General features: G+C 46.5%; 22 protein-coding genes. 2 read left to right on the top strand and 20 right to left on the bottom strand.

From position 1 onward, the window contains the following. Positions 1-139 precede the first annotated feature (139 nt). Complete coding sequence (locus A8708_RS20760) at positions 140-349, top strand: hypothetical protein (protein ID WP_028557203.1); 210 nt, start codon at positions 140-142, stop codon at positions 347-349. On the opposite strand, the gene A8708_RS20765 is transcribed toward A8708_RS20760, so the two are convergent. The 8 genes from A8708_RS20765 to A8708_RS20800 all read right to left on the bottom strand — a co-directional run bounded on the left by A8708_RS20765 (position 318) and on the right by A8708_RS20800 (position 10,039). After that, complete coding sequence (locus tag A8708_RS20765) at positions 318-1,118, bottom strand: MBL fold metallo-hydrolase (RefSeq protein ID WP_068666969.1); 801 nt, start codon at positions 1,116-1,118, stop codon at positions 318-320. The genes A8708_RS20760 and A8708_RS20765 overlap by 32 nt on opposite strands. A gap of 61 nt (positions 1,119-1,179) precedes the next feature. Next, a complete protein-coding gene (yycI, locus tag A8708_RS20770) occupies positions 1,180-1,995 on the bottom strand; it encodes a two-component system regulatory protein YycI (RefSeq protein WP_082927680.1) in 816 nt (271 codons plus the stop codon). A 30-nt stretch (positions 1,996-2,025) separates the two neighbouring features. After that, positions 2,026-3,312 carry a YycH family regulatory protein gene (locus tag A8708_RS20775; protein WP_068666973.1) on the bottom strand — a complete coding sequence of 429 codons (1,287 nt, stop codon included), beginning with the start codon at positions 3,310-3,312 and terminating at the stop codon, positions 2,026-2,028. After that, positions 3,309-5,144 (bottom strand): cell wall metabolism sensor histidine kinase WalK, encoded by a 1,836-nt coding sequence (gene walK / locus A8708_RS20780; protein WP_068666975.1) that lies wholly within the window; start codon positions 5,142-5,144, stop codon positions 3,309-3,311. The genes A8708_RS20775 and walK overlap by 4 nt, the downstream gene beginning before the upstream one ends. Positions 5,145-5,146: 2 nt before the next feature. Further along, positions 5,147-5,866, bottom strand: a complete 720-nt coding sequence (gene yycF / locus A8708_RS20785; RefSeq protein WP_056622616.1) for a response regulator YycF — start codon at positions 5,864-5,866, stop codon at positions 5,147-5,149. Positions 5,867-6,049: 183 nt separating this feature from the next. Beyond that, a complete protein-coding gene (locus A8708_RS20790) occupies positions 6,050-7,609 on the bottom strand; it encodes a M23 family metallopeptidase (protein ID WP_068666977.1) in 1,560 nt (519 codons plus the stop codon). Between the two features lie 317 nt (positions 7,610-7,926). Beyond that, positions 7,927-8,601 carry a hypothetical protein gene (locus A8708_RS20795; RefSeq protein WP_068666978.1) on the bottom strand — a complete coding sequence of 225 codons (675 nt, stop codon included), beginning with the start codon at positions 8,599-8,601 and terminating at the stop codon, positions 7,927-7,929. Between the two features lie 151 nt (positions 8,602-8,752). Next, on the bottom strand, positions 8,753-10,039 hold the full coding sequence (locus A8708_RS20800; protein WP_068666980.1) for an adenylosuccinate synthase: 1,287 nt from the start codon (positions 10,037-10,039) through the stop codon (positions 8,753-8,755). A 262-nt stretch (positions 10,040-10,301) separates the two neighbouring features. On the opposite strand from A8708_RS20800, the gene A8708_RS36880 reads away from it, so the two are divergent. Further along, positions 10,302-10,436 (top strand): hypothetical protein, encoded by a 135-nt coding sequence (locus A8708_RS36880; RefSeq protein ID WP_275667921.1) that lies wholly within the window; start codon positions 10,302-10,304, stop codon positions 10,434-10,436. An 869-nt stretch (positions 10,437-11,305) separates the two neighbouring features. Here A8708_RS36880 and dnaB read toward each other — a convergent pair. The 12 genes from dnaB to A8708_RS20860 form a co-directional block, all read right to left on the bottom strand. Then, positions 11,306-12,679: a replicative DNA helicase gene (gene dnaB, locus A8708_RS20805; protein ID WP_068666982.1), complete on the bottom strand. Its 1,374-nt coding sequence runs from the start codon at positions 12,677-12,679 to the stop codon at positions 11,306-11,308. A gap of 139 nt (positions 12,680-12,818) precedes the next feature. After that, positions 12,819-13,268, bottom strand: a complete 450-nt coding sequence (rplI, locus tag A8708_RS20810) for a 50S ribosomal protein L9 (protein WP_068666984.1) — start codon at positions 13,266-13,268, stop codon at positions 12,819-12,821. Further along, on the bottom strand, positions 13,265-15,226 hold the full coding sequence (locus tag A8708_RS20815) for a DHH family phosphoesterase (RefSeq protein ID WP_068666986.1): 1,962 nt from the start codon (positions 15,224-15,226) through the stop codon (positions 13,265-13,267). The genes rplI and A8708_RS20815 overlap by 4 nt, the downstream gene beginning before the upstream one ends. A gap of 18 nt (positions 15,227-15,244) precedes the next feature. Further along, complete coding sequence (locus tag A8708_RS20820) at positions 15,245-16,159, bottom strand: DUF2232 domain-containing protein (RefSeq protein ID WP_082927675.1); 915 nt, start codon at positions 16,157-16,159, stop codon at positions 15,245-15,247. Positions 16,160-16,165: 6 nt separating this feature from the next. Next, a complete protein-coding gene (locus tag A8708_RS20825) occupies positions 16,166-16,477 on the bottom strand; it encodes a MazG-like family protein (RefSeq protein WP_056622632.1) in 312 nt (103 codons plus the stop codon). A gap of 201 nt (positions 16,478-16,678) precedes the next feature. Then, a complete protein-coding gene (locus tag A8708_RS20830) occupies positions 16,679-17,419 on the bottom strand; it encodes a tyrosine-protein phosphatase (RefSeq protein WP_068666988.1) in 741 nt (246 codons plus the stop codon). Between the two features lie 37 nt (positions 17,420-17,456). Next, the gene (locus A8708_RS20835) at positions 17,457-18,155 is read right to left on the bottom strand and encodes a GntR family transcriptional regulator (RefSeq protein ID WP_068666989.1); all 699 of its coding nucleotides are present in this window, start codon (positions 18,153-18,155) and stop codon (positions 17,457-17,459) included. Further along, positions 18,155-18,985, bottom strand: a complete 831-nt coding sequence (locus A8708_RS20840; protein WP_068666992.1) for a carbohydrate ABC transporter permease — start codon at positions 18,983-18,985, stop codon at positions 18,155-18,157. Before A8708_RS20840 ends, A8708_RS20835 begins: the two co-directional genes overlap by 1 nt. Before the next feature lie 12 nt (positions 18,986-18,997). Next, positions 18,998-19,957 (bottom strand): carbohydrate ABC transporter permease, encoded by a 960-nt coding sequence (locus A8708_RS20845; protein ID WP_068666993.1) that lies wholly within the window; start codon positions 19,955-19,957, stop codon positions 18,998-19,000. 69 nt (positions 19,958-20,026) lie between these two features. Continuing rightward, positions 20,027-21,319 carry an ABC transporter substrate-binding protein gene (locus tag A8708_RS20850; RefSeq protein ID WP_068666995.1) on the bottom strand — a complete coding sequence of 431 codons (1,293 nt, stop codon included), beginning with the start codon at positions 21,317-21,319 and terminating at the stop codon, positions 20,027-20,029. A 37-nt stretch (positions 21,320-21,356) separates the two neighbouring features. Further along, positions 21,357-22,205 carry a metallophosphoesterase family protein gene (locus A8708_RS20855; RefSeq protein WP_068666997.1) on the bottom strand — a complete coding sequence of 283 codons (849 nt, stop codon included), beginning with the start codon at positions 22,203-22,205 and terminating at the stop codon, positions 21,357-21,359. 2 nt (positions 22,206-22,207) lie between these two features. Next, positions 22,208-23,215, bottom strand: a complete 1,008-nt coding sequence (locus A8708_RS20860; RefSeq protein WP_068666999.1) for a metallophosphoesterase family protein — start codon at positions 23,213-23,215, stop codon at positions 22,208-22,210. Between the last annotated feature and the right edge of the window lie 84 nt (positions 23,216-23,299).

The raw sequence follows: 23,299 nt of genomic DNA on the forward strand, positions 1-23,299 counted from the left end.
TCATGCGCTACCTTTTTACAAAAAATAGGAATGTTTCACTCACTTCTTGCCTACAATAATAGTAAACCAAATCTCTCACCGAATTACTAGAGTGTTATGAAACTTTTCCACTATACCTTATTTAAAGGAGAATGCTGCCATGAACCGGATTCCATCCCATTTTGACGAAATTAATATGATCGGTAAGCTTGCTGACCTGAAGGAAAGCCATTATCACCAGTCGCTCGTCCTCTCATCTCTCATTCAGGTCTTAATTGATAAGGGGCTTATTACCGCACAAGAAATTCAGCTCAAGTCTCAAGAACTCGATGCTGCACTTACTCCGAATCCAATACATCCCATTTCGTAGAACGGTCATAATACGTATCCATCAGCCGCAGCTGCTTCGATTCTGGCGCTCGCTCTTGTACTATGTTATTCACGGTTAGCCTGGCCAAATCCATTAAGTTATGATCACGGCTAAGGTGTGCCATATAGACAGATTTCGTCTTATTCGTCATGATATCACAGAGCGCTTCCCCTGCGGCTTCATTGGATAAATGTCCCTTGTCTCCGAGAATCCGTCGCTTAATGCTCCATGGGTAATGCCCCACGCGCAGCATGTCCACATCATGATTGGTTTCCAGAACCAAGGCGTCTGAATCCGAGATCTTTTCCTTCACTTTTTCGCTCATATACCCAAGATCAGTCACAACACTTAACTTCTGCTCACCTTCATAAAAAACATAACCCACCGGCTCCGCGGCATCATGCGAAATCCCGAAGGATTCCACCTTCAATGAGCCGAACTCCTCTAGGCCGCCTGTGTCCATCACACGCTTATTGCCTTCAGCGATCACGCCAATTTGACGATCTAGCTCCACCCAAGTCTTCTCGTTAGCGTATATCGGCACATCATATTTCCGAGCGAATGCACCGAGTCCCTTAATATGATCAGAATGCTCGTGCGTGACGAGAATACCGTCAATACTGCTCGCGGCGAGCTCCCGCTCCTTCATTAACAGCTCCATCTTCTTCGCACTGAAACCTACGTCAACTAACAGCTTAACCTCGCCGTTATCGACTACTGTTGCATTTCCCGTTGAACCACTTGATAACACCGTAAATCGAATTCCCATCTTCCCTACTCCTCTATACCACTATACCTATCCATGTGCCAGTTCTTATTCCGTACTATGGTTACTTCTTCGGCGTGTTCTTGGCACCCGAGGCTGATGAAGCAGCGGATGTCTCTCCCTCACCTTTCAGGCCGAATGGGGTAAGTCCAGCTCCCTTTTCCACCGCGCCATTGAACGCTTGCAAATAATAAATATCTCCGTTATCAATCGTTACCCGCCAATGTGGATACATGGGCTGTGTTTGCGAGTTATATGGTTGTCCATGATACCCTAATCGAACCTCGGTAATAATGGAACCATCGCTTAAATAATTGTCCACCAAGCTGCGGACCGCCAATTGAGCTGAAATCATCTTCTGCTCCGTCTGTTCTACCTCTGATTCTACTTCAACGAAAGCTTGACGGTAACTGGTAATTTCTCCATTTTTCTCATTCAATTCAACCATCACGTCAAAAATTGGAATCTTCGCATACAGTTGCGAGAATACATAGATACCTTCTCGGCTAATCGCTGAATCCAACTGATACATCGCGAAGTTTGGAATCTCCGAAAGTGACTGAACTTCCTTACTAGCGCCTTTTCCTAGCAGCGCACTCATGTAAATAGGGGTTTTGAGCGTTTTCTCCTCGCCAGGCTTGATACTGTCGTCATACTTCACCGTGATGACTTTCAACTTAGGCGGATCTGAAGGAAGCTCGTCCGTAAGCCGAATATTTTTGTTGCGGAGCGCACGGTTCAAATCCTCCACAGTACTAGATGGATCCGAAGATACGCCAGTCTGGTTGGAACGATTGGTGGACCACAGCTGGAAGCCAAGAATCATATTCAACAGCAGAAATGACGCGATCAAAATCGTCTTAGCCCTACTCCAATTCATAATCTCACCAACCATTCCCTGTCATCTTGTCTATTCAATAAAATCATACGTTCCATCGCGCAATTCGATTGCCCACGTGCTCGTTAAGGTTAAGGTCTTCTCCAGAACAGCCGGACGATACGCTGGGAATATCGAAATGATGCTAGATCGGCGTTGATAGTACTGCAAGCGTTGCTCTATTGCCTCGACTGACATCAATTCATTCTCTTTGCGCTGACCCGATTTCAGATCAGGAATCACCATCGAGCGTTCAAATCCTGAGATAACACCTTTCTGTACTTGCATATTCATTGTTCCAAATCCTTCTGGCTGCGGGGTTACAATCGGAAGGGATTCGTAGTATTGACGGAATATGAACGTCTGGTTGTCCAACAGTTTCTCTGGTGTGCGAGCTACCATGTATTTGCCATCCCAACCAATATGCTGATTAATAAATTTGATGCCAGCCATCAAATCTTCCAACACCTCGGTTTTGCTAGCTGCTGGTGCTACGGGATCGAAATAGGTCACCCATCGCTGATCTCGATTCAATTGGAAACCACGCTTACTATCCGTGTATATCTCGGAGCCATCCCGCTCTTTCAAATAGCGAGTAATGCCTGGATCTACGAACAAGCTTTGCTTCAGTTGATCTGCCGTAAGCTGCGTATACGGGAACGTATAGCTGGGTACATGCAACGCCTTTAACGGTAGATAATAATCGCCGCCATTCATTGCTTTGAATAAATTCGTTGGCTCCCCATATGCGACGAAATTCTCAACGTCTTTGCTCGTGAAATCCGCGCCAATGACTTCATATCCCACACCTGGCGAATCTGTGAAAAAGAACGCACGAACCTCATCATTCGTCCCCTTGGAGTAAATCCAAATCTTCGTAATTTTATCATTTTCAACGGGGACTTCCCCTTCAATTCGGAACAACTGTTGCAGAATGGAGAATGGAATGCCTTCTCTGAATCGAATCTCCACACCAAGCTGCTTCGTCCGAACTTCTTCCCAGTTCACGTTGACGAGGTACATTGACGTTTTGCGGAATCCTTTGAAACTACGCTGCTTAATATTATCGAGCAATCGGGTGTAGTAGTAATTACTTGGATACAAGACAGAATGCTGCTGATTGCCTAAGTGAATGATGAGCTGATCAGGAAATAACATATCAGATAACTCCGCTTGCTTGCCGAGAGTCTCTGTCTGTACGTAGTTGCTTTGCCTAATCGGCTCAATCTTCGGAGGGCTGTAAGAAGCTAAGATAAAGCTCTGATACAAGCTTGTTCCAATCAATAGAACGAGCAGGACCGATTTCAGGCTCTCTATCATACTTCCCCCTCCTCTTCCTGCCTGATCGGCAACGTAAATATGACGCGCGTTCCTTGGCCCAACTCTGACTCTAGTGCAATCGTTCCACCATGCGCCTTCACTATTTCCCGGGCAATGGACAGACCGAGGCCTGTCCCTCCCATATTACGAGAGCGCGCTTTATCCACACGATAGAAACGGTCGAAAATTCGGGAAAGGTCCTTCTTCGGAATCCCCATCCCGTTGTCTTGCACCGATATTTCCAGTATATCTTTATCAATCTTGCGAGCCTCCAAGCGAATCTTACCTTCGTCACCGGTATATTTAATCGCATTGGATACCAAATTATCGAGCACTTGATCAATTTTGTCGCGATCCAGCAATAGGCTTGTTACGCCATGTTCCACGTGTAACATTATTTGAATTTTCCGTTGTTGCAGCTGAAAAGAGAACCGGTCCGCGACCTCCTCCAGCATCTCGCTGACGAGCGTCGAGGACTTGCTCATCATCGACTGCTTCGAATCCAGTCGCGAGAGATGCAACAGATCCGTTACCAAGCGGATCATCCGCTCGGTCTCGCTGCGTGTCACGCTGATGAAGCGTGAGGCAAGCTGTGGCTCCTCGATCGCTCCGTCATCGAGCGCCTCGAGGTAGCTCTTGATCGTCGTCAGCGGCGTGCGCAGCTCATGAGAGACGTTCGCTACGAACTCTCGTCTCGCTTGCTCTAGCTTCTCCTGATCCGTTACGTCCTGCAGCACCGCAATAATCCCGTGCTGACCTTCTCCCCGGCGGTGAATCGGCGTAAAAGTAATACGAACCGACAGCTGTTCATCCTCATCGTCTGGGAGCTGAATATCAAGCAGCGTCGTATTCACTTGCCCCGTAACCAAACCGCGGATCGTGTCTATCGGAATCCCGATAACTTCCGAGATATCCAAGCCCAGCGTTGTCTCCTCTTCCACTTGGAGAATCTGCTTCGCCCGGCGATTCAAGACAATCACTTGCCCTCTATCATCCGTAGCGATAACGCCGTCATTCATATTGGTCAGAATAGAAGCCAGTTTCTCCTTCTCTTCTTCATTGAGGGAGAGTGCCTCTTTCAGTCGGTTCATCATAAAATTAAAGGTTTGTCCCAGTTGACCGATCTCATCCGTCCCCTGAATCACTACTTGTTGATCGAAATTACCCTCAGCTACAGCTGTGGCTTGTTTCGTAATCTCTTTGATAGGGTTCGTAATCGTGCTCGTTAAGAGAACGCCTAATAAGCCAGTCAATCCTAGAGCAATCAACGTCGCCGAAATGAGAATCCGATTAATAGAGCGAATGGTCTTGTACACATCTTCCATGGAGGCGATGATATACACCGCCCCTAAGACACGTGCCCCGCTGCCTACTGGCTTCGCAATAATGACCTTCCGATACCCATCCTCGTCCGTGAAAATCCGCTGATTATCCTTAATCCCTTGCAAAGCCCGAATGACTTCTGGCTGTGTATTTTTTTGCTTCAAATGGCTTGCAACCGATGTGGAGATTACGTTACCATTCGCATCAATAATTTGAATTTCCGCATTATTAATAGAAAAAAGATTGCTTACGAATTCATTTAAATCCGCGTAGGTTTTCTTACCTTCCGTCGCATTCTTGCTGTCCTGATCCCCCGTCAAATACGATTCAACGAAGCCAGCAAGCAGCGTGACCTGACTATTGCGGGATGCTAAGAAATCATTCTTAAAATATGTTTCTACCGTCTTATAGAAATACACCCCAATGAGCTGCATCGCAATCAGAATCAGCAGGACATAAATAATAATTAGCTTCGCTTGAATCGATTGAAAGAAGCGGATGCCCTTCATGCTTAGAAGCCTCCGGCTTTAGGACTGCGCATTAAGTAGCCAAGGCCCCTGCGCGTCATGATATACTCTGGACGACTTGGATCTGTCTCCAGCTTCTCGCGCAGGCGACGAATCGTCACATCGACGGTTCGCACGTCGCCGAAATATTCAAAGCCCCACACCGCTTGCAGCAGATGCTCACGGGTCATCACTTTGCCTGAATTCTTGGCCAAATATTGAATGAGCTCAAACTCCCGATGTGTCAGATCAAGGGGGGTTCCATCCTTATACACCATGTACATGTCGTTATCGATAAAAAGCGCATGAATGCGCATCCCATTGCGCTGCGCCTCCGGCTCATTCGGTGCAGTCTGCACCTTCGTCTGTCTCCGCAGATGCGCCTTCACACGGGCCAGCAGCTCCCTGGTGCCGAATGGCTTCGTCACATAGTCGTCTGCGCCCATCTCTAAGCCCAAAACCTTGTCCAGCTCCGTATCCTTCGCTGTCAGCATAATGATCGGCGTATTGAGCTTAGAGCGCACCTCACGGCATACATCCATGCCATCCTTGACAGGCAGCATGAGGTCAAGCAGAATCAGATCCGGCTGTTCGGAGAACGCAAGCTCTACAGCGCTTCCACCATCGTACGCACAGATGACTTGATAGCCCTCTTTCTCCAGGTTGAACTTCAAAATATCTGCAATTGGTTGTTCATCATCCACCACGAGAATTTTCCCAAACATACGTCCACCGCCTACTATAAAGGTACTGACACTGCTACGCCTACTCACGTGCAACTGCCAGAGTTAGATCCATTGATCAACCCGTTATTTCCTACATACTCTCCCTCATTTTAACATACATTTAACTAAAAAGAGACAAGGCCCCCGAGTTGTCCGGTTCGACCTTGCCTCTATTTTTTCAAACTAACGATTCAAATATTTCAAAGGATTTTCCAGGTTGCCGCTGCTGTGAACTTCAAAGTGCAAATGCACACCAGTCGAGTCGCCTGTGCTTCCCATAATGCCAATCTTCTCGCCCTTCTCGACGATGGTGCCTGATTTCGTAGTAATTTGGCTTAAATGTCCATAAAGTGTTTCATATCCGTTGAGATGGTTAATAATAATATAATTGCCGTAATCTGACTTATAACCTGTTTCGATGACTTTGCCATTATCGGCAGCCATAATATTTCTGTTACCTGTGATGTCGATGCCCTTATGTAACTTGCCCCAACGATAACCGAATGTACTGGAGATACTAGGCGAAATGACAGGCCATGCGAACTTCCCTGTACCTTCACCTTTGATGACTTTCGTCCCTTTTTTCACCTTAGCGGTGACCGGTTGATCAATAATTTCCTCATTCACGACTTGCTCTTCGGTCATAAGACCATCGACTTTCGTCACTTGAATCGTTACTTTCTTAAGCCCATTCTTCCCTGGCGAAATCGGTTGGACAACGCCTAAGCGCATCGAATCGTCTTTCACATACTCGGTATCGTACTGAATCTCTTGATTCTTAACGATTTTCTCCGTCGTTTTCACAGAGAGTGTTGGTTTCAGTACTGTAACGTCTAATTGATTCCCAATCTTGAGCTTATCATCTTGAATGCCCGGGTTATTATCATAAATAAATTGCTTGGTGATACCTAACTTCTTCGCAATACAAGAAACACAGTCACCTTCAACAACCGTGTACTTCGCTGGTGCAACATTGCCAGTTTGCAGAGTTTTCACGACATCTTCTGGCTTCGCTAACTCCGTCGGATCGATAGGAACTTCCTCTTTATCAATCTTTTGAACGAATTCCACCTTTTCGAGCTCCGATGGTGCTGTTGAGATATCCTCACCTAGACCGGTAGATAAGGCGGCTACTTTTTCACTATTTTTCCCTTTGGGTGTAAATGGCTCGCTAACTTGATTCAGAATCTGATCGGCTGTCGCCTGATCCTTCACAATTGCTACTGTCTTACCATCCACTTTCAGTGCCACACCCATAGGTTGCGGTATGAGCAATTGATTCAAGGAGGAAATAACAGCAGAATCGTCCGTTTTCATATTGTAAGCCCTTTCAGACGTGTAGGTGATACCATCTGTTTTGAGCACGACATGAACATCTGGAAAATCCTTCTGAATATCTAACGGTTTGTTCTTCTTATATTCATCAATTATCTTAATATCGCTAACGATACCGACTTCTTGATTGTTTAGCATCACATGATACACTTCATCCATGCCCGCTTCTACATACTGATGTCCGGTGAACGTAATCGCACCTGTAAGTGCAATAACTCCTACGCCAAGTCCGAGAGACCATTTATGTCGCTTGATTACCGATAGTGTCGTGGATGTCGTTGCATCGACTGGCTGAACTTCCTCTAGCTGCTTGTCTGATAATGATTCATTTCCGGTCAAGCTTTCTCGCTTAGGCGTGAATCTCTTAACGAGATCCATGACAAAACGCATTCCCCTGAAACCTGTCATGATCTTCTCCCTTTGAACGGTCCTGCATCCCTAGAGTACATACTCGTAGATACATAAATAAACCTTGATTAGACATAATATCCATTATGTTGTCTTTCTTTTGTTAAATTTAACACACTTTCCGTGCCTATTTCAACAAAATACTCGATCACCATGTGATAGATTCGTGTCCACCACCAAAAGAAGTCGCTAAAAGTCTATATTTTTGTTCGAAATCCCAACTAATTTACCTGCTAGTTATGAGAAATGACGAAAAGGCATGAAACTTAGTAGGGAAGCTACGGAATCGATCCATGGGTCAGCAACTCCCCTTTAACCTAATACTTGTTTAAAATGTCTGTTAACTGGGCTAGCTCTTTGTCGTTCAAATACTTCTTAAGTGTCGCATTTACTTCATCAAGCTCTTCCGTCGTAATCCCATTTTCCAGAATTCCGGAGAGTGTCTGCACCTCTGTCTGTGGCAGCTTAGCAACTACAAGTGAAAATATTTTCATTTTATCATCGCTGGAGAGGGCTTCTTTCTTCTTCGCAAAATCCTCTGTGGACATAACAAGCTCCCTCTTCTCGCTCTCCTCCGTTCGAGCGCTTCCCATCACGGCTATCGCCTCGTCCTGATTCGTTGTAGATGCACCTACACCGCTTGACGAACTAATACCATCTACAGGTTGTTGATCATTCGGATTTGGACTTGAACTCGGGCTTGGAAACGCCCCTGACGGGTTGGGACTAGGAGAAGGCGTTGGCTTCGTTGTAGGTGTCTCCCCTAACGCAGCCTTCTTCCCCCCGTCTTTCCCCTTAACTATATTCAGCTCTTCCGCCAATCTTGACGTAAATTCACCAAATTGAATCTTTTTACCCATCGTGGGTAGCTGATACTGTCGAAATATATCCTCCACGTACATGTTTACGACATACCATGTTGTAAACATCGTAATTGATGTAATAAGGACGGTGCTTATGACGATTTTACTTAACCAAGTTAATAGTTTCATAGTCGTTGTATCACTCCTAACATTGCTCACACGAAAGATAAGCTTCTCTTCCCAGTATGGACGAAAACCCTGCCATTATATCCCTATTGGAAAAAGAAAAATCCCCTAAGCTGCATAAGCAGCCTAGAGGATTATTTACTTTATCTATGAATTAAGCGTAGATAGGACGAACCAGATTCGTTTGCTCACGGTTACGACCTACGGAGAAGATTGCGATTGGGATACCTGTTAGCTGAGAAACACGCTCTACATAGTGTCTTGCATTCTCAGGAAGGTCGCTAAGCGTACGCGCTTCAGAGACGTCTTCTGTCCAACCTGGAAGCTCTTCATACACCGCTTCGCACTCTGAGATAGCTTTCAAGCTCGCTGGGTAGTGCTCAATCAACTCACCGCGGTACATGTAGCCTGTGCAGATTTTGACCGTTTCAAGACCTGTTAGAACGTCGATGGAGTTCAAGGACAAGCCCGTGATACCGCTCACGCGTCTTGCGTGACGCACGACAACACTGTCGAACCAGCCAACACGACGAGGACGACCCGTTACCGTACCGTACTCGAAACCTTTTTCACGAATCCAAGCGCCAATTTCATTGTCCAATTCCGTTGGGAAAGGACCGTCGCCGACACGTGTCGTATAAGCTTTAGCCACACCGATAATATTGTGAATCTTCGTTGGGCCTACGCCGGATCCGATACATACGCCGCCAGCTGTTGGGTTGGAGGAAGTTACATACGGGTATGTTCCTTGGTCGATATCCAACATTACGCCTTGCGCGCCTTCGAACAACACGCGACGACCTTGGTCGATATATTCGTTCAGGATCACAGACGTATCTTTTACATATGGACGAATCACTTCTGCGTACTCGAGGTATTCTCTAAGGATTGGCTCCACATCAAGACCTGTTGAACCGTAGACTTGCTCGATCAATACGTTCTTCTCAGCAACGATACGACGAAGCTTCAATTCGAACTCTTCCGCATCCATCAAATCTGCGATACGAATACCGTTACGAGCAGCTTTATCCATGTAAGCAGGGCCGATTCCTTTACGCGTCGTACCAATTTTGCTATCGCCTTTACGATCCTCTTCCAGACCGTCAAGCACTAAGTGATACGGCATAATAACATGCGCGCGGTCACTGATGTTCAAGTTCGTTGTTGTAAAACCATTATCATGAATGTAATTAATTTCTTCAATGAGTGCAGCCGGATTAATAACCATCCCATTCCCGATTACACAAGCTTTATCTTTGTAAAAAATACCGGAAGGAATCATCGTCAGCTTGTACTTTTTCCCGCTAATAATGATCGTGTGGCCTGCATTGTTACCACCTTGATAACGAGCGACAACTTCAGCAGATTCCGCTAAGAAATCCGTGATTTTACCTTTACCTTCATCTCCCCATTGCGTACCGACAACAACAACCGTTGACATATGCACTTACCTCCGTACGGTGACAAGTCACCCATAATGAGCCGTTATGGCTGTAAGACCACAGTGGAAAGTTGGACTTCATTAAAGCGCTAAAGCGTTCAGCGTCCATTACACTTTCCCTCTGGCGATTCTGGTGATACAACTACCTCTATTCACTGCTACACGCGGCAACAGACAAGAGAGCTAACTCTCACTTACTCACCGCAAAGGAAGATCTGGTCTCTTCGGCAGTGATCTGCAGGAAGGAAACCCACCCTTCGGCATGAAAAAACGACCTTATTTCGAGTTACCTGCCTACGGCTGGCTCGTCGATCAAGGTTTTTTCACCGTCTCTAGTGTAGCAGTCCCCCATGTCAAAGTCAATGAAAAACGAACGATTATAGGGGTGTCTGTATAATTGTTCGGATATTAGGCAAACTATTTCGATGCTGCCACTAGAAGCAGGAAAACCTCTGGCTTTGCCCATTTCATATGGATTCTGTTCCCCATAAGATTCCTCTTACGGGGAATTTTTATGTCTTTTGATCGAAATATGCAAATGCTTTCGGTGTACACGCACTTATAGTGCGGTTCAGGACTTCTCCCCATCTTCCCATATGAGTAAGTAGTGAGGAGGATAAAGAAAGTTGCGTAATGTAGGGAGCAAGATGTTAAGTAAACTTAGGCATGTGGTGTAGGAATAGATGTGGCGTGTTCAGTAGTCATTTCGTGTAGGGTAGGTCGCGGCGTATTTAGAGGTCATGGGATTTTGGAGAAGTATGTGCAATAAAGACGCAGGGTTAATAGGCAACAAATGTCTGTGAACTCGCCTGTTATGTCCTCCTATCGCATTCAAAAGTGCAAAAGAGCACTTTCTAAATGAGTTTCCCCCTCCATTATCAGAAATTGATGCAAAAAGGCATCAATTTGGACTGATTTCAGGGATTTATCAAGATATACGTTAAAAAGATTGCCTATTTGCACTGATTTCCCAATTCCACCTACAAATCGGCCAAAAAAGTTGTATTTTTGCATTTTTGAGAGACGGGAGAATTACGTGTGATTATGATTGATGCAACATACTCACCATCCAACACACAACTAGCTACTACTTTTCTGCACCGTTGCCATGCTATCTCTACGCCTACAATACTCCGCTCGCCATATATCCACATCATCTAATTACCCATTTCCCCATCCTCACTAGCTCATCCCACCGGATGCCCTGATTCCTCAACCTGACAACCTTGCCATGGACTACCCCTCGAGGCAACAAAAAAACAGCCGTCAATACTGCGCGGCTGCTGCTTCTTGATGCGTGCGATCCATATTCACGAATTTATTGAATTGTTTCAGGAAAGCCAGCTCGACGGTACCTACGGGACCATTCCGCTGTTTGGCAATAATAATCTCGATAATGTTCTTCTTCTCGGATTCCTTATCGTAGTAATCGTCCCGGTAGAGGAACGCTACGATGTCGGCATCTTGCTCAATGGAACCGGATTCCCGAAGGTCAGACATCATCGGACGCTTGTCCTGCCGCTGCTCAACGCCACGGCTCAGCTGCGAGAGCGCGATGACCGGAACATTCAGCTCACGGGCAATTTGTTTCAGTGTACGCGAGATCTCAGAGACCTCCTGCTGACGGTTGTCTCCGCCTTTACCGCCACGGCCGGCAATCAGCTGCAAGTAGTCGATGAGGATCATACCGAGACCCTTCTCCTGCTGCAGTCGGCGGCACTTCGCCCGGATGTCCGCAACCGTAATCGTCGGCGTATCGTCAATGTAAACATTCGCCTCGGACAAAGCGCCGATCGCCATCGTCAGCTTCTCCCAGTCGTCTCCTTCCAGGTTCCCCGTACGCATCCGGTTCGCATCGACGTTCGCTTCGGCGCACACCATACGTTGTACGAGCTGCGCGGCGCCCATCTCGAGCGAGAAGATGGCGACGGTCTCTTTGGCCCGGACGCCGACATTCTGCGCCACGTTCAGTGCGAACGCGGTCTTCCCTACGGAAGGACGCGCCGCCAGAATAATCAAGTCTGAGCGCTGGAAGCCAGACGTCATCTTGTCGAGGTCAATGAATCCTGACGGGATTCCCGTCGACCCACCCTTGTTCGAGTAGAGCTGCTCGACCTTCTCGAATACTTCCATGAGTACGTCGCGAATGACGACGAACCCACTGGAACTGCGCCGCTGCGAAATCTCCAGGATCTTAGATTCCGCCTCACTGAGCATCGCCCCGACATCGTCCTCATTGGCATAGCCATTGGTGACGATCTGCGTCGCTGTCCGAATCAAGCGGCGAAGCATCGACTTCTCCTCGACGATTGCCGCGTAATAGTCGATATTGGCAGCGGTTGGCACCGCGTTCGCCAACTCGGACAAGTACGTTACGCCGCCGATCTCCTCAAGCTGCTGCTTGTTTTGAAGAAGCGCTGTAAGCGTAATGAGATCGACGGGTTCTTGATCTTCCGCGAGCTCAACTATCGCCTCGAATATACGCTGATGAGCGCCGCGATAGAAATCATCGCTAGATATCCGCTCCATCGCGGTAATCAATGCATCTGCGTTAATTAAGATCGCACCTAAGACGGCTTGCTCAGCTTCTATATTTTGAGGCGGAACACGATCCATAAACATATTATCTCCGTTGCTCATGCTACTGTGCCCGCCTTTCATTGTCATATTTCATAGTGGAACTAGTTTATGTCTACAAGAGAGAAGAGCCCCAGACTGGGACTCTTGTTCATTACACGTTATACGATTCATAAAGCTATATACCCTGCCCTAGATCAGCTTACTTCTCTTCCGTTACTTGAACGTTCACACTAGATGTTACTTCCGCATGCAGCTTAATTGGAACTTTCGTTACGCCTAGCGTACGAATCGGTTCTTCCAGCACAATTTTACGCTTATCGATCACGATTTTATACTGTTTCTCAAGTACTTCTGCAATCTGTTTACTAGGAATGGCTCCGAACAAACGTCCACCTTCGCCAGACTTCGCTTTAATTTGAACAGTCATCTCACTAAGTTTCTCGCCTAACGCCTGTGCATCTGCCTTCTCTTGATCCTTGCGGCGTTGCTCGGCTTTCTTCTGATTATCTAACACTTTGACTGTACCCTGAGTTGCTGGAGCTGCAAGTCCTTGTGCGATTAGGAAATTCTGTGCGTACCCTTCGGATACTTCCTTCACTTCGCCCTTCTTACCTTGGCCTTTAACGTCTTTGAGTAAAATTACTTTCATTCGAAAAGTCCCTCCTCTTCCTGTATATCGGCTAGTACTTGTTTTAATCGTTTCGTTGCTTCTTCTAATGAGCAATCTGTTTGCGTCGCTGCATTGGTTAAATGCCCGCCGCCACCTAGTCGCTCCATCACAACTTGAACGTTCATTTGGCCTAGCGATCTTGCACTGATTCCAATTAAACCATCCGGCCGTTCGGCAATTACGAAGGAAGCCATAATATTCGTCATATTTAACAATGTATCAGCAACTTGCGCGATCATCAACTGAGAATATTTACGTGATGGCTCAGCAACTGCCAAAGCTACGTGTTCATAGATGGTTTCTGTATGCTTAATAATCTCGGAACGCTCGATATAAGAATCCAAATCTTCCTTCAACAGCTTCTGAATGAGAGCGGAATCTGCCCCATTGCGTCGCAGATACGACGCCGCTTCGAAAGTTCGAGCACCTGTCCGAAGACTGAAACTCTTCGTATCTACAACAATACCCGCGAGCAGCATCGTGGCCTCTAGAACCTCCATCGATAGCTTCTCGTTAATATACTGCAGCAGTTCGGTCACTAGTTCGCACGTAGAGGACGCGTAGGGCTCCATATAGACGAGTGTAGCATCATGGATGAACTCCTCACTCCTACGGTGATGATCGACCACCACGACCCTGTGTGTCAGCTGTAGCAGCTTAGGCTCGGCAACCATGGAAGCCTTGTGTGTATCCACCACAACCGCAAGAGAGCGCTGTGTCGTAATCGCCATGCCCTGTTCCGGTGTAATAAACCAACGATGCAGCCGTTCATCGGCCGATATCGTCTCCATCACCTTCTGAATGGCTGGATTCACGCCTTCTAGCACGATATAGCCTTCTTTGCCGACGACTTGGACCGCCTTGAGCACACCAATCGCCGCGCCGATGGAATCCATATCTGCGAATCGATGACCCATGATGATGACTTTGTCACTATCTTTCATCAGGTCGCGCAGAGCATGTGAGATCACCCTTGCTCTAACTCGCGTACGTTTCTCGACCGCGTTCGTTCTCCCACCATAGAAAGACAATCGCTGTCCGACCTTCACCGTAACCTGATCGCCACCGCGGCCGAGCGACATGTCTAGACCCATTTGCGCCATCTGACCAAGTTCTGTAAGCTGTTCAGCCCCTGATGCAATCCCGATACTGAGCGTGAGCGGCAGCTTATTCTCAATCGTAAGATCGCGGACATCGTCGAGTAGTTCAAAACGCGTTTGTTCTAACTGTCGCAACGCCTTCTGATCCATCAAGATAAGGAATCGATCCGATGAAGTCCGGCGTAAATACAGCTGATTCTTCTGAGCCCACTCGGTAATTTCACCAGTAACCTTGGCCAACAGAAGGCTGCGTGTCTGATCATCCAGACCTTGTGTTGCTTCCTCCAAGTTATCCATCATCACGATACCAATCGCCGTTTTGCTATCTTCGTATTTCTTCGCCAGCAGAGCTTGCTCTGTAATTTCACGCAGATAGAGGAGTCTTTCTTCGGGTTTGGATAACACTTGATAAATAAATTGGCCAACTTTAAGCTCTAGTGTTTCGGCTTTGTCTTTCTTATTCTTGAGATCGGGAAAGTAATCGAAGAGCGACTCACCAATCACCGAGTCTTGCCCTAGCATTTTCGCTATAAAAGGGTTGTGCCACTCTATGCGTTTCTCTTCATTGTAAAGAATAATACCGATCGGCAGCCCGCTCATGACTTCATTGCCAGCTTTTTTCACCCGATGGGTTATCGTCCCGACGTACGTATTCAATTCTTTGCGGAAAGCGGTCTCCGCTTGCAGCGTAAAATACGCCATTGCTCCACAGAGTAAGAAAGCCGTTAGGCCCAACCACCATTTGAACATATAGATAATGGCTGTCAAGACAATGAGCAGAACAAACATCCACACAATATGCTGACCGTGCCACCGCTTCAAAAGGAACTTCGGCATTCGAACTAGCCCCTAATCCTATAAATTTTTCTTAAACCGTTCACGGATTGGAAACGCAACATCAAATACCCCTAATAAGCTGTAAACGATAAATAGTGGAGGCATAAAGATTAGAATGATAATAGCCACAATAGGCAAGATCGGTTTCCATTTATTCGCATGAGCCACAAAGAACAAAAAGCCTATCGCTTGAACCGCGAACACGAGCATCAACAGCGGCATCGCATTCATCAGCAGTGTTGAAATGAGCGAGCTTGCATCGGGCTTTGAGAATAAATCTAGGACAAAAGCCACTAAATAAATCCAGACAAGTGATCTTTGCAGCTTCCATTCTCTTATTGGGCGCAAACCAGGGATACCTTCTCCCGTTTTGTTCAAGAACCACCGCGTTACGCCATGCGTCACAAACGTAATGAACAGCGCTACAAAAATCAAATACAACGGGATAACCTGCACGATAAATCCAACATACCAGTCTTGATCCTTAGGTAGAATATCCTGAATGCTACTCGGCATCGTTGCAATACTATCTATCATGAATTGCTTAAACTTCGTAACCGGATCAAGACCTAAAGCAAATCCTAGCAGCAAGCTTAATAACGACTCCGCCAAGACGGTAACGATACCCGCAGTTAATACGGATCTTGCTGGTGCTTTACGTTTGTATAGGTTCCCCATCACTAACACAGGAGGTAGTATGAATAACGCAATCGTTATTAAATAGAGACCTATCCACTGGGTAAGTATGTAGACAACGAGCAGACTGAGTACATAACTTAGGACGAAACGCTTCGTACTTGTTTTGACATATAACATAAGAACGGGTACCAACAGAAAACTACATGTGAAAATAATAAATGGTGTCATCAGCGATAGCAATGAAATAATCATAACAACGCTCCAAATGACACTCTGCCAACTTCGATTCCCCAACCGGGCTCACCTCTTACGTAAATGTTCTTCGAGCGATGAAATGTCGCCGTACCAGTCCTCAAGTTGATGGCCCTCTTGGCGGTGCTTCTTCATTTTCTCAACAATAGCTTCGTCCAAACTGCGATAAGAAATCCCCAGTCTGCGGCCTAAAATGTAACCGCTCGAAATCAAACTGGCTAATCCATCGACCATCTTAACATGACTGCCTTCCCACATGCCTTTGAGCAGGTGAGCAACATGATCTACGACTTCTGTTTTGAGCCACTCAATGACTTTGGCCCGTCTGGCTAGGTCAACTTCTTTATCCCTATTCAGCAACCGTCATCACTCCTCATCTCAGCAGAAACGATATTGATCAATTATACCACAAAAAGGTACTAGAAAAGAAAGCCTCTAATCCAGCTCTCTGTAGCCATAGAACAAGACAGCTGATCTTAACAGCTGCCTTGTTAGGGAATTGTATGCTTTTAGAAGAAATGGAACGAAATTAGAGGTTAGGGATCGGAATTACTCCCTCCCTCAATTAGTAAGTAATTGCTCTTTCAACGTCAGGATTTGCCCTTCGGATAACCCAATTGTTCGTAAATAATGCTCCGCATTGCCGTACCGAAGCTCCAAATGGGACAACAAGCTCACCATATAAGCAGGGTCACAACCTAAGAAGCTCTCGTACATATCATCAGGTACATTTGCTGGTTTCCCCTTACGCAATTCCTCCAAAATCGGCGATATACAAGCATTCGTAAGCACATAATCTTCTAAAATTGTTTCATGTGGAACATTTCCGAGGTCCAATAATAGGGCTGAAACAACACCCGTCCGATCTTTACCTGCTGCGCAATGAAAGAGACTTCCGTATATACCCCCCTCTGCAAGCAAAGTGAAAACACGTAACAACTGGGCTTGTGAAGTTTGAAGCAAGTTAATATATAAATCACCTAGATTGCGAATTTGCGTAAGACTCGATGTGGCGGGGTTGATCAAGCTTACATTATGATAGCTCACTTGCTGGGAATCAGCGAATACGTTCTTCTTTTCCTCAAGCTCGTGCGCATTTCGCAAATCAATAATCGTCCGTACCCCCCTGTCCACCAGTTCCTGTTGGCTAAGTGTACTCAGTTTGTGCAACCCATCCGCTCGAAAGAATATTCCCCAACGCGTCATTCGCCCGTCCTTGGTCTTGTATCCGCCTAGATCGCGCAAGTTATACGCGCCTTCAACCTGTAGAACGCGTTGCTCATTAGCCATATGTGTCGTCATCCTAATTCCTCCGCCTTCAATGCATATTTTATGTACATCAAATATCGAATTGTTTCAATTGCTCATACAAAATCTCATTCACTTCATAGATCGCTTCTCTTGCATCTAGAATGTTCCCTTGCAGCAGCGCTTCATAAATGCGGGTGTTAATCCTTCTCCCCTGTCTTGGGTTAGATAGTGACTGCGGATTCATCGTGCGATAAGAAACGACTTTGCACATGTATTTGCCTTTAATCTGCTCTAGGATCTGCATCATGTTGTGGTTGTTGACGGTAGTTAGAATCGTCTCTATAAATAACAATGAACTTTCGTAATAGAGCCAATGGTCACCGTTGTCTGCTGCTTGAATTTGACTATCCAAATGGCCTCGTAATGACGGCAAGTCAAAGGTAAGCCCGCGCTTTTCAGCAACATCACATACATAAATCTGCATCGAAACCAATACTTCAAACATGTCACAAAACTCTTTGAACGAAATATTTTTAACAAAAACGCCCCGGCCTCGAACCGACTCCACGAATCCTTCTTGCTCCAATAAGGAAATAGCTGCCCGAATCGGTGTCCGACTCATATTCAACTGTTCTGCCAATTCATTCTCTGACAAAAGGGTACCAGGCAAATAATTCGCATGGATAATCTGATTCCGAATTTCTTGGTAAGCTTTTTTTTCTAGCGATGGTTTTGCCACGCTTTTCGAAGGAAGAAGATACCCTGGTGGTGCAAATAATGAACTCATTAACGCAAACCGCCTTTGACGAACGAATCAATAATTTGACGCTGTAGAATAAAATAAAGCAGAAGAATGGGTAAGCTCGCCATGGTTGTCGCCGCCATCATCGGTCCCCACAGATTAGCATCTGTGGACATGAACGACTGTAATCCGATTTGGAGCGTAGCATGCTCCGGTTTGTTCGTAACCAGTAGCGGCCAGAAGTAGTCATTCCATGAGGAAATGAATAATAACACACCTATAGAAGCAATCGATGCACGCAGATTCGGGAAGATCGTGCGCCACAGCACGCTCCAGTCGGATGCCCCGTCCAGATGAGCGGCTTCAATTAATGTTCGCGGAAACGATTTGAACGTGTTGTACAGCTGGAGTACCGCGAATGCGGACACGACGTTAGGGATGATTAACCCCATCAAGGAGTTACGCAGCCCCCAGCCGCTAATGACTACATAATTAGGAATCATGATGACTTGAAACGGAACCAGCCAGGTTAATGAAATTAAGCCGTAGAAAAAGCCTTTGCCACGGAAATCCCAGCGTGTGAACGCATAAGCTGCCAATATACTCGTTAGTAATTGGGCTGCTGTTTGACTAATAGCTACGATAATGGAATTCGTCATCATATGAGCCATCGGAATAGCGTGCCATGCCTGCACGTAGTTATCGAACGTCCAGTGTGTAGGAAGCAGTGACGTGGAGTACACTTCACCCGCTGGTTTAAAGGATGTATTCAACATCCAATAGAATGGGAAAATGGCAAGAAAGCTAAGCAATATCAGAACGGTATGTTTGCCAACAGTTGCGCTGCGGGATCCATTCAATCGCGGATTCTTCATGGAGCTCCTCCTTTAATTGTCGTAAAACGAGAGCTTTTTGGATAGTTTCATGAAACCTAATGAAATAAGCCCCGAACCAATAAACACGCACACAGCAGCTGCCGAACTCCAACCTACGGAGAACGTTTTGAACCCGTACGTCCATAGCAAGTAATAAATGTTTGTTGTTGAATTTAAAGGTCCTCCCTGCGTCAAGACATTGACATAAGAGAAACTCCATTCTGCAGCAAACAACGTACTGAGCATCGCCATAAACATAATCGTAGGTGACAATAGCGGTAACAGCACATGCCAAATGATTTGCCAACGATTCGCTCGATCGATTCTAGCGGCTTCTATGTAATCCTTATTAATCCCCGTCATCGCCGCTGAGAAGATCAACGTACTGAAGCTGAGTAACTTCCAACCCGTGATGAACGTGATTGACCAGATTGCCCATCGCTCATCGGTGAAGAATCGTATCGGTTCCTGAATGTGCAGGACAGCCTGCAACGTTTTATTAAGAATGCCGCCCATCGGGTTCATAATCCAGTTCCACACAGCCGATACCGCAACAGGTGCCATGATCATCGGCACGAAAATTAATGCACGGTACGCATTGCGAGTACGCTGCCCAATGTTATCTGTAGAGATTGCAATCAGCAGCGGTAAAATGAGCGAAAATGGCATAACACCCACCGTGTAAAATAACGTGTTCAATAAAGCTCTACTCATCTCGGGCAGCGTAACTAGCTTCTCGAAGTTATCCAATCCCATGAATTCCTTCGGTGATGTGGGCAGCATGTTCCATTCGTAGAAGCTGAGCTGGAAGGTCTCGATTAAGGGACGATAGATCCAGAAACCAATCGAAATCATAACTGGCAACAAATATAAATAGGGAATCAACTTTTTATAAGGAAACGGTCTTTTTACCCGCTGCACCGACTTCGGACGTGCCTTGGAAACCGTCCTCGTGATTGCATTGCTATTCATGGTATCCCTCCTGAATGTGGCAGAAGACAGAAGGATACGGCTGCCTCCTGCCTCCTGTCTTCACACCAATTATGGCATTAGAGATTGTGCACGTTTCTGAGCATCCTGCATAATGGACGTGGCATCTCCCGAACCTTGAATCGATTTCTGCACGCCTTCAAGCAAGATTGTCTCAATCTGACTCCATTTCGAACCTGGATAGGATACCCACGGCTGTAAGCGAGTAAGTTGGTCTAGATTTGGTTTCACCAGCGGATTGGCTGCGACCCAGTCTTTCAAGTACTTCGGATCTTCAACAATCGCTGGACGAAGTGGCAGGTAACCGATTTTGGACGTAATGATCGTATACCCTCGCTCACTCGTAACAAACTTAAGGAACTCCCATGCTGCTTGCTGTTTCACTTTATCATCCGATAACACGAACAGAGCACTTCCTGAGTTTACAGGTGTTGTAGGTTTACTTCCGAAAGAGGGCATCTGGATAGCTTTCAGGTCCCAGCCTCCCGCTTTGGAAGCGCTGAGCAATGCGCTCTGTAAAGCGCTCGTATACAGCAACATCCCCACTTTCGATTCGCTGAACGCTTGAATCACTTCGGTGTCGTTCATCTTGTCGCTTGCGCCGCTTTGAACGAGATCCTGCCACATCTTGATCGCACCGATCGCTGCGGGTTCACCGAACTGGATCGTCTTGCGATCATCCGATAGGACCTTGCCGCCGTTGCTGCCGATCAATGCTTGGACAATCCAGTCCGCTCCGGCAGCGCCGCCAACATGCACACCTGACGCTTTCGTTTTGGCTGCAATCTGCAGCGCATAAGTCTTCACTTCCTCCCATGTTTTGGGAGGATTTTCGGGGTCAAGACCCGCATCCTTGAATAGCTTCGCGTTATAGAATAAGACCGGTGTACTGAATGTAAAAGGAAGTCCGTAGGTTTTGCCCTTCAATTGGCCTAATTTCAGCCCGTTTGGCGAGAAGCCTTCGAAGTTCTTCTTCAGCTCATCAGCAGGTACGATATCCTCCAATGCCTTCGCATTGTAGTTCTGAACTGCATAATCCAAACCATCGAATACGAGCTGTGCCACGTCAGGTCGCGAACCAGCCGCGATATCCGCCTGTACCTTCGTATTAATTTCCGTAGAAGATACCGGAATCGCATCAATCTTAATGTTCGGATGGGCCGCTTCGAATTCCGTAATCAGTTGCTGCGTGCCTTCCTTTTGGCTAGCAATCGCTAAGTTGTAGCTATAGAAAGAAATCGTAACCGGACCGGTTGAGGCACTCTCCTTGCCATTTCCACATGCTGCAGTTACCAGTACAGTTAATGAAAGTAACATCATGATCTTTGTTTTGGCTCGTGACATGTCACAGCTCCTTCTTATTATCGTTCTATAGGTTGGATTAGGCCTCAGCATGAATCTTGGTTACATTCAGTTCATAGAGCAAGCGCTGCTCTCCAGGAAGGGTCATGGGTTGTACGCTCATTTGCCCATTCTTCACGGTAATCAAGTTGTAGCCCGATCTATCGATGAAGCGCATGTTGCTCGAAGCTGACGGATCTAGACCGAAAGCCAGACCATCTGCAGCCGCACACAAAATACCACGCAATGTCCCGACATTATGATAATGAATGTGTCCGGACAATAAACCAATGACATCACTGCCTTCAATGACGTTTTCCAAATCCTGCGGATTTTCCAACAAGTGATCATCCATGATGACCGTAGGTGTTCCCATAACTGGATGATGGTGGACAATGATCGTACCCGATGGTGCAGGTTCAGCTAGCAACCCCTTAAGCCAAGCAAGTTGCACTTCATCAAGCCTACCCCCATGGGTACCTGGCACTTGCGTATTTAACATTACGATGCGGAGACCATTGGCCATGAAGCTATAGTAATAGGATTCGTTCGAAGGCTCTTCCTCTAAGTAACCCTCACGGAAAGGCTCGCGGAAATCATGGTTGCCTAATGCGACATGAATGGGAATACCAAGAAGCGCCTCTTCTTCATCTAGTAGTTTTTTGAGAAAACGATAGTCTTCCAAATCTCCGTCATGCGTCAAATCGCCGCTAATTACCACGAAGGATGGTTTCGTCTCCAATGTGCGAATTTCAGCACAAGCAGCGCGCAGTTTATGTGACATTTCGAGGTCGAATAATGGTTTCTTTCCAGGTACGCTAATATGTATATCCGTTAAATGAATGAAGAAAATCGGTTCCATTGTTGTCATTGTTGTCATCGTTGTCATTGTTAGATACTCTCCCCGTGAACGTGTTGATGTGGCTGATAAGATGTTAGTTCGTTGACACCATCAAGATGAATAACTCGATAAGTAGGAACACCTCCGCGCATGGTTACCCATAGTACGACATTCTCATCCCCCGGATTTGACCCGTCCCCATGTGCAAGACCACCTGTTCTACCCAGCTGTATGAACTCGGCATGGCCTACGCGTGAATACTCCATCGCATGCAGGTGCCCGGCAAAAATGGTGTAAGGGCGATCCCCTAGCATCTGAATGAGCTCCTGGTATTCACTGCTTTCTGATTTCCAACCTGGCTTATGCATGTTGACGAACGTCCACTTGGCATCCGCATTGTTTGCCAATACGCGTCTAAAGTAAGCCAGTTGCTCCTCACCAAGACTCAGCTTGATCTTGCCGAAACCTTGTAACTCCTCAGGCGAAAGTCCCTCCTTTAGTTCATTGATAAAAGCACTCATGTATTCATTGGACCGTTCAGGTACGCGCTTTACGTCCGCAGTTACTCGCTTGATGATATCGATAAAGGTGTCCGAGAACTCATCTGGCGTTTTCTCTGTATTTAAGGATAAGAACAGTGAATCCCCTACACGAAATGCGTAGTAGTCCAAGCCCTTACGCTCGCGCCATACCTCTGCCATCGTGGCATTGCTATAGTCGTGATTGCCGATGACGGGGAAGAACGGCAGTCCCATCGCGGCTATTTTGCCGTCTATTTCATCCCATTCTTGATGCGTATCCGCGGCGTTATTCCAATAACCTTCGATCAAATCACCCACCGCCAAGACAAAGTCAGGTTTCAAATCCTTCACCATGTCAAGCGCTTTCTCAAATACTCCCTCCGTCGCCATTCCGCAACGGTCCCCCATCACAACGAACGAGAAGTCTTCGGCCAGTTGACTAGGCATGCTCCCAAACCAAGGGCGTTTCTCTGTGGCTACAAGCTGATCCTCAAAGATGGTTACGTTCTTCTTTTCATCGAGCTGTACAGTTGGCATGGTTCCTATCTCCCTTCGATTGGTGAAAGCTTGTTCTTAACCTCAGTATGCAGGTTGTATGTAAGCAGAATATTAGCTTGATTT

Source organism: Paenibacillus oryzisoli (genome assembly GCF_001653565.1).
GTDB lineage: Bacteria > Bacillota > Bacilli > Paenibacillales > NBRC-103111 > Paenibacillus_E > Paenibacillus_E oryzisoli.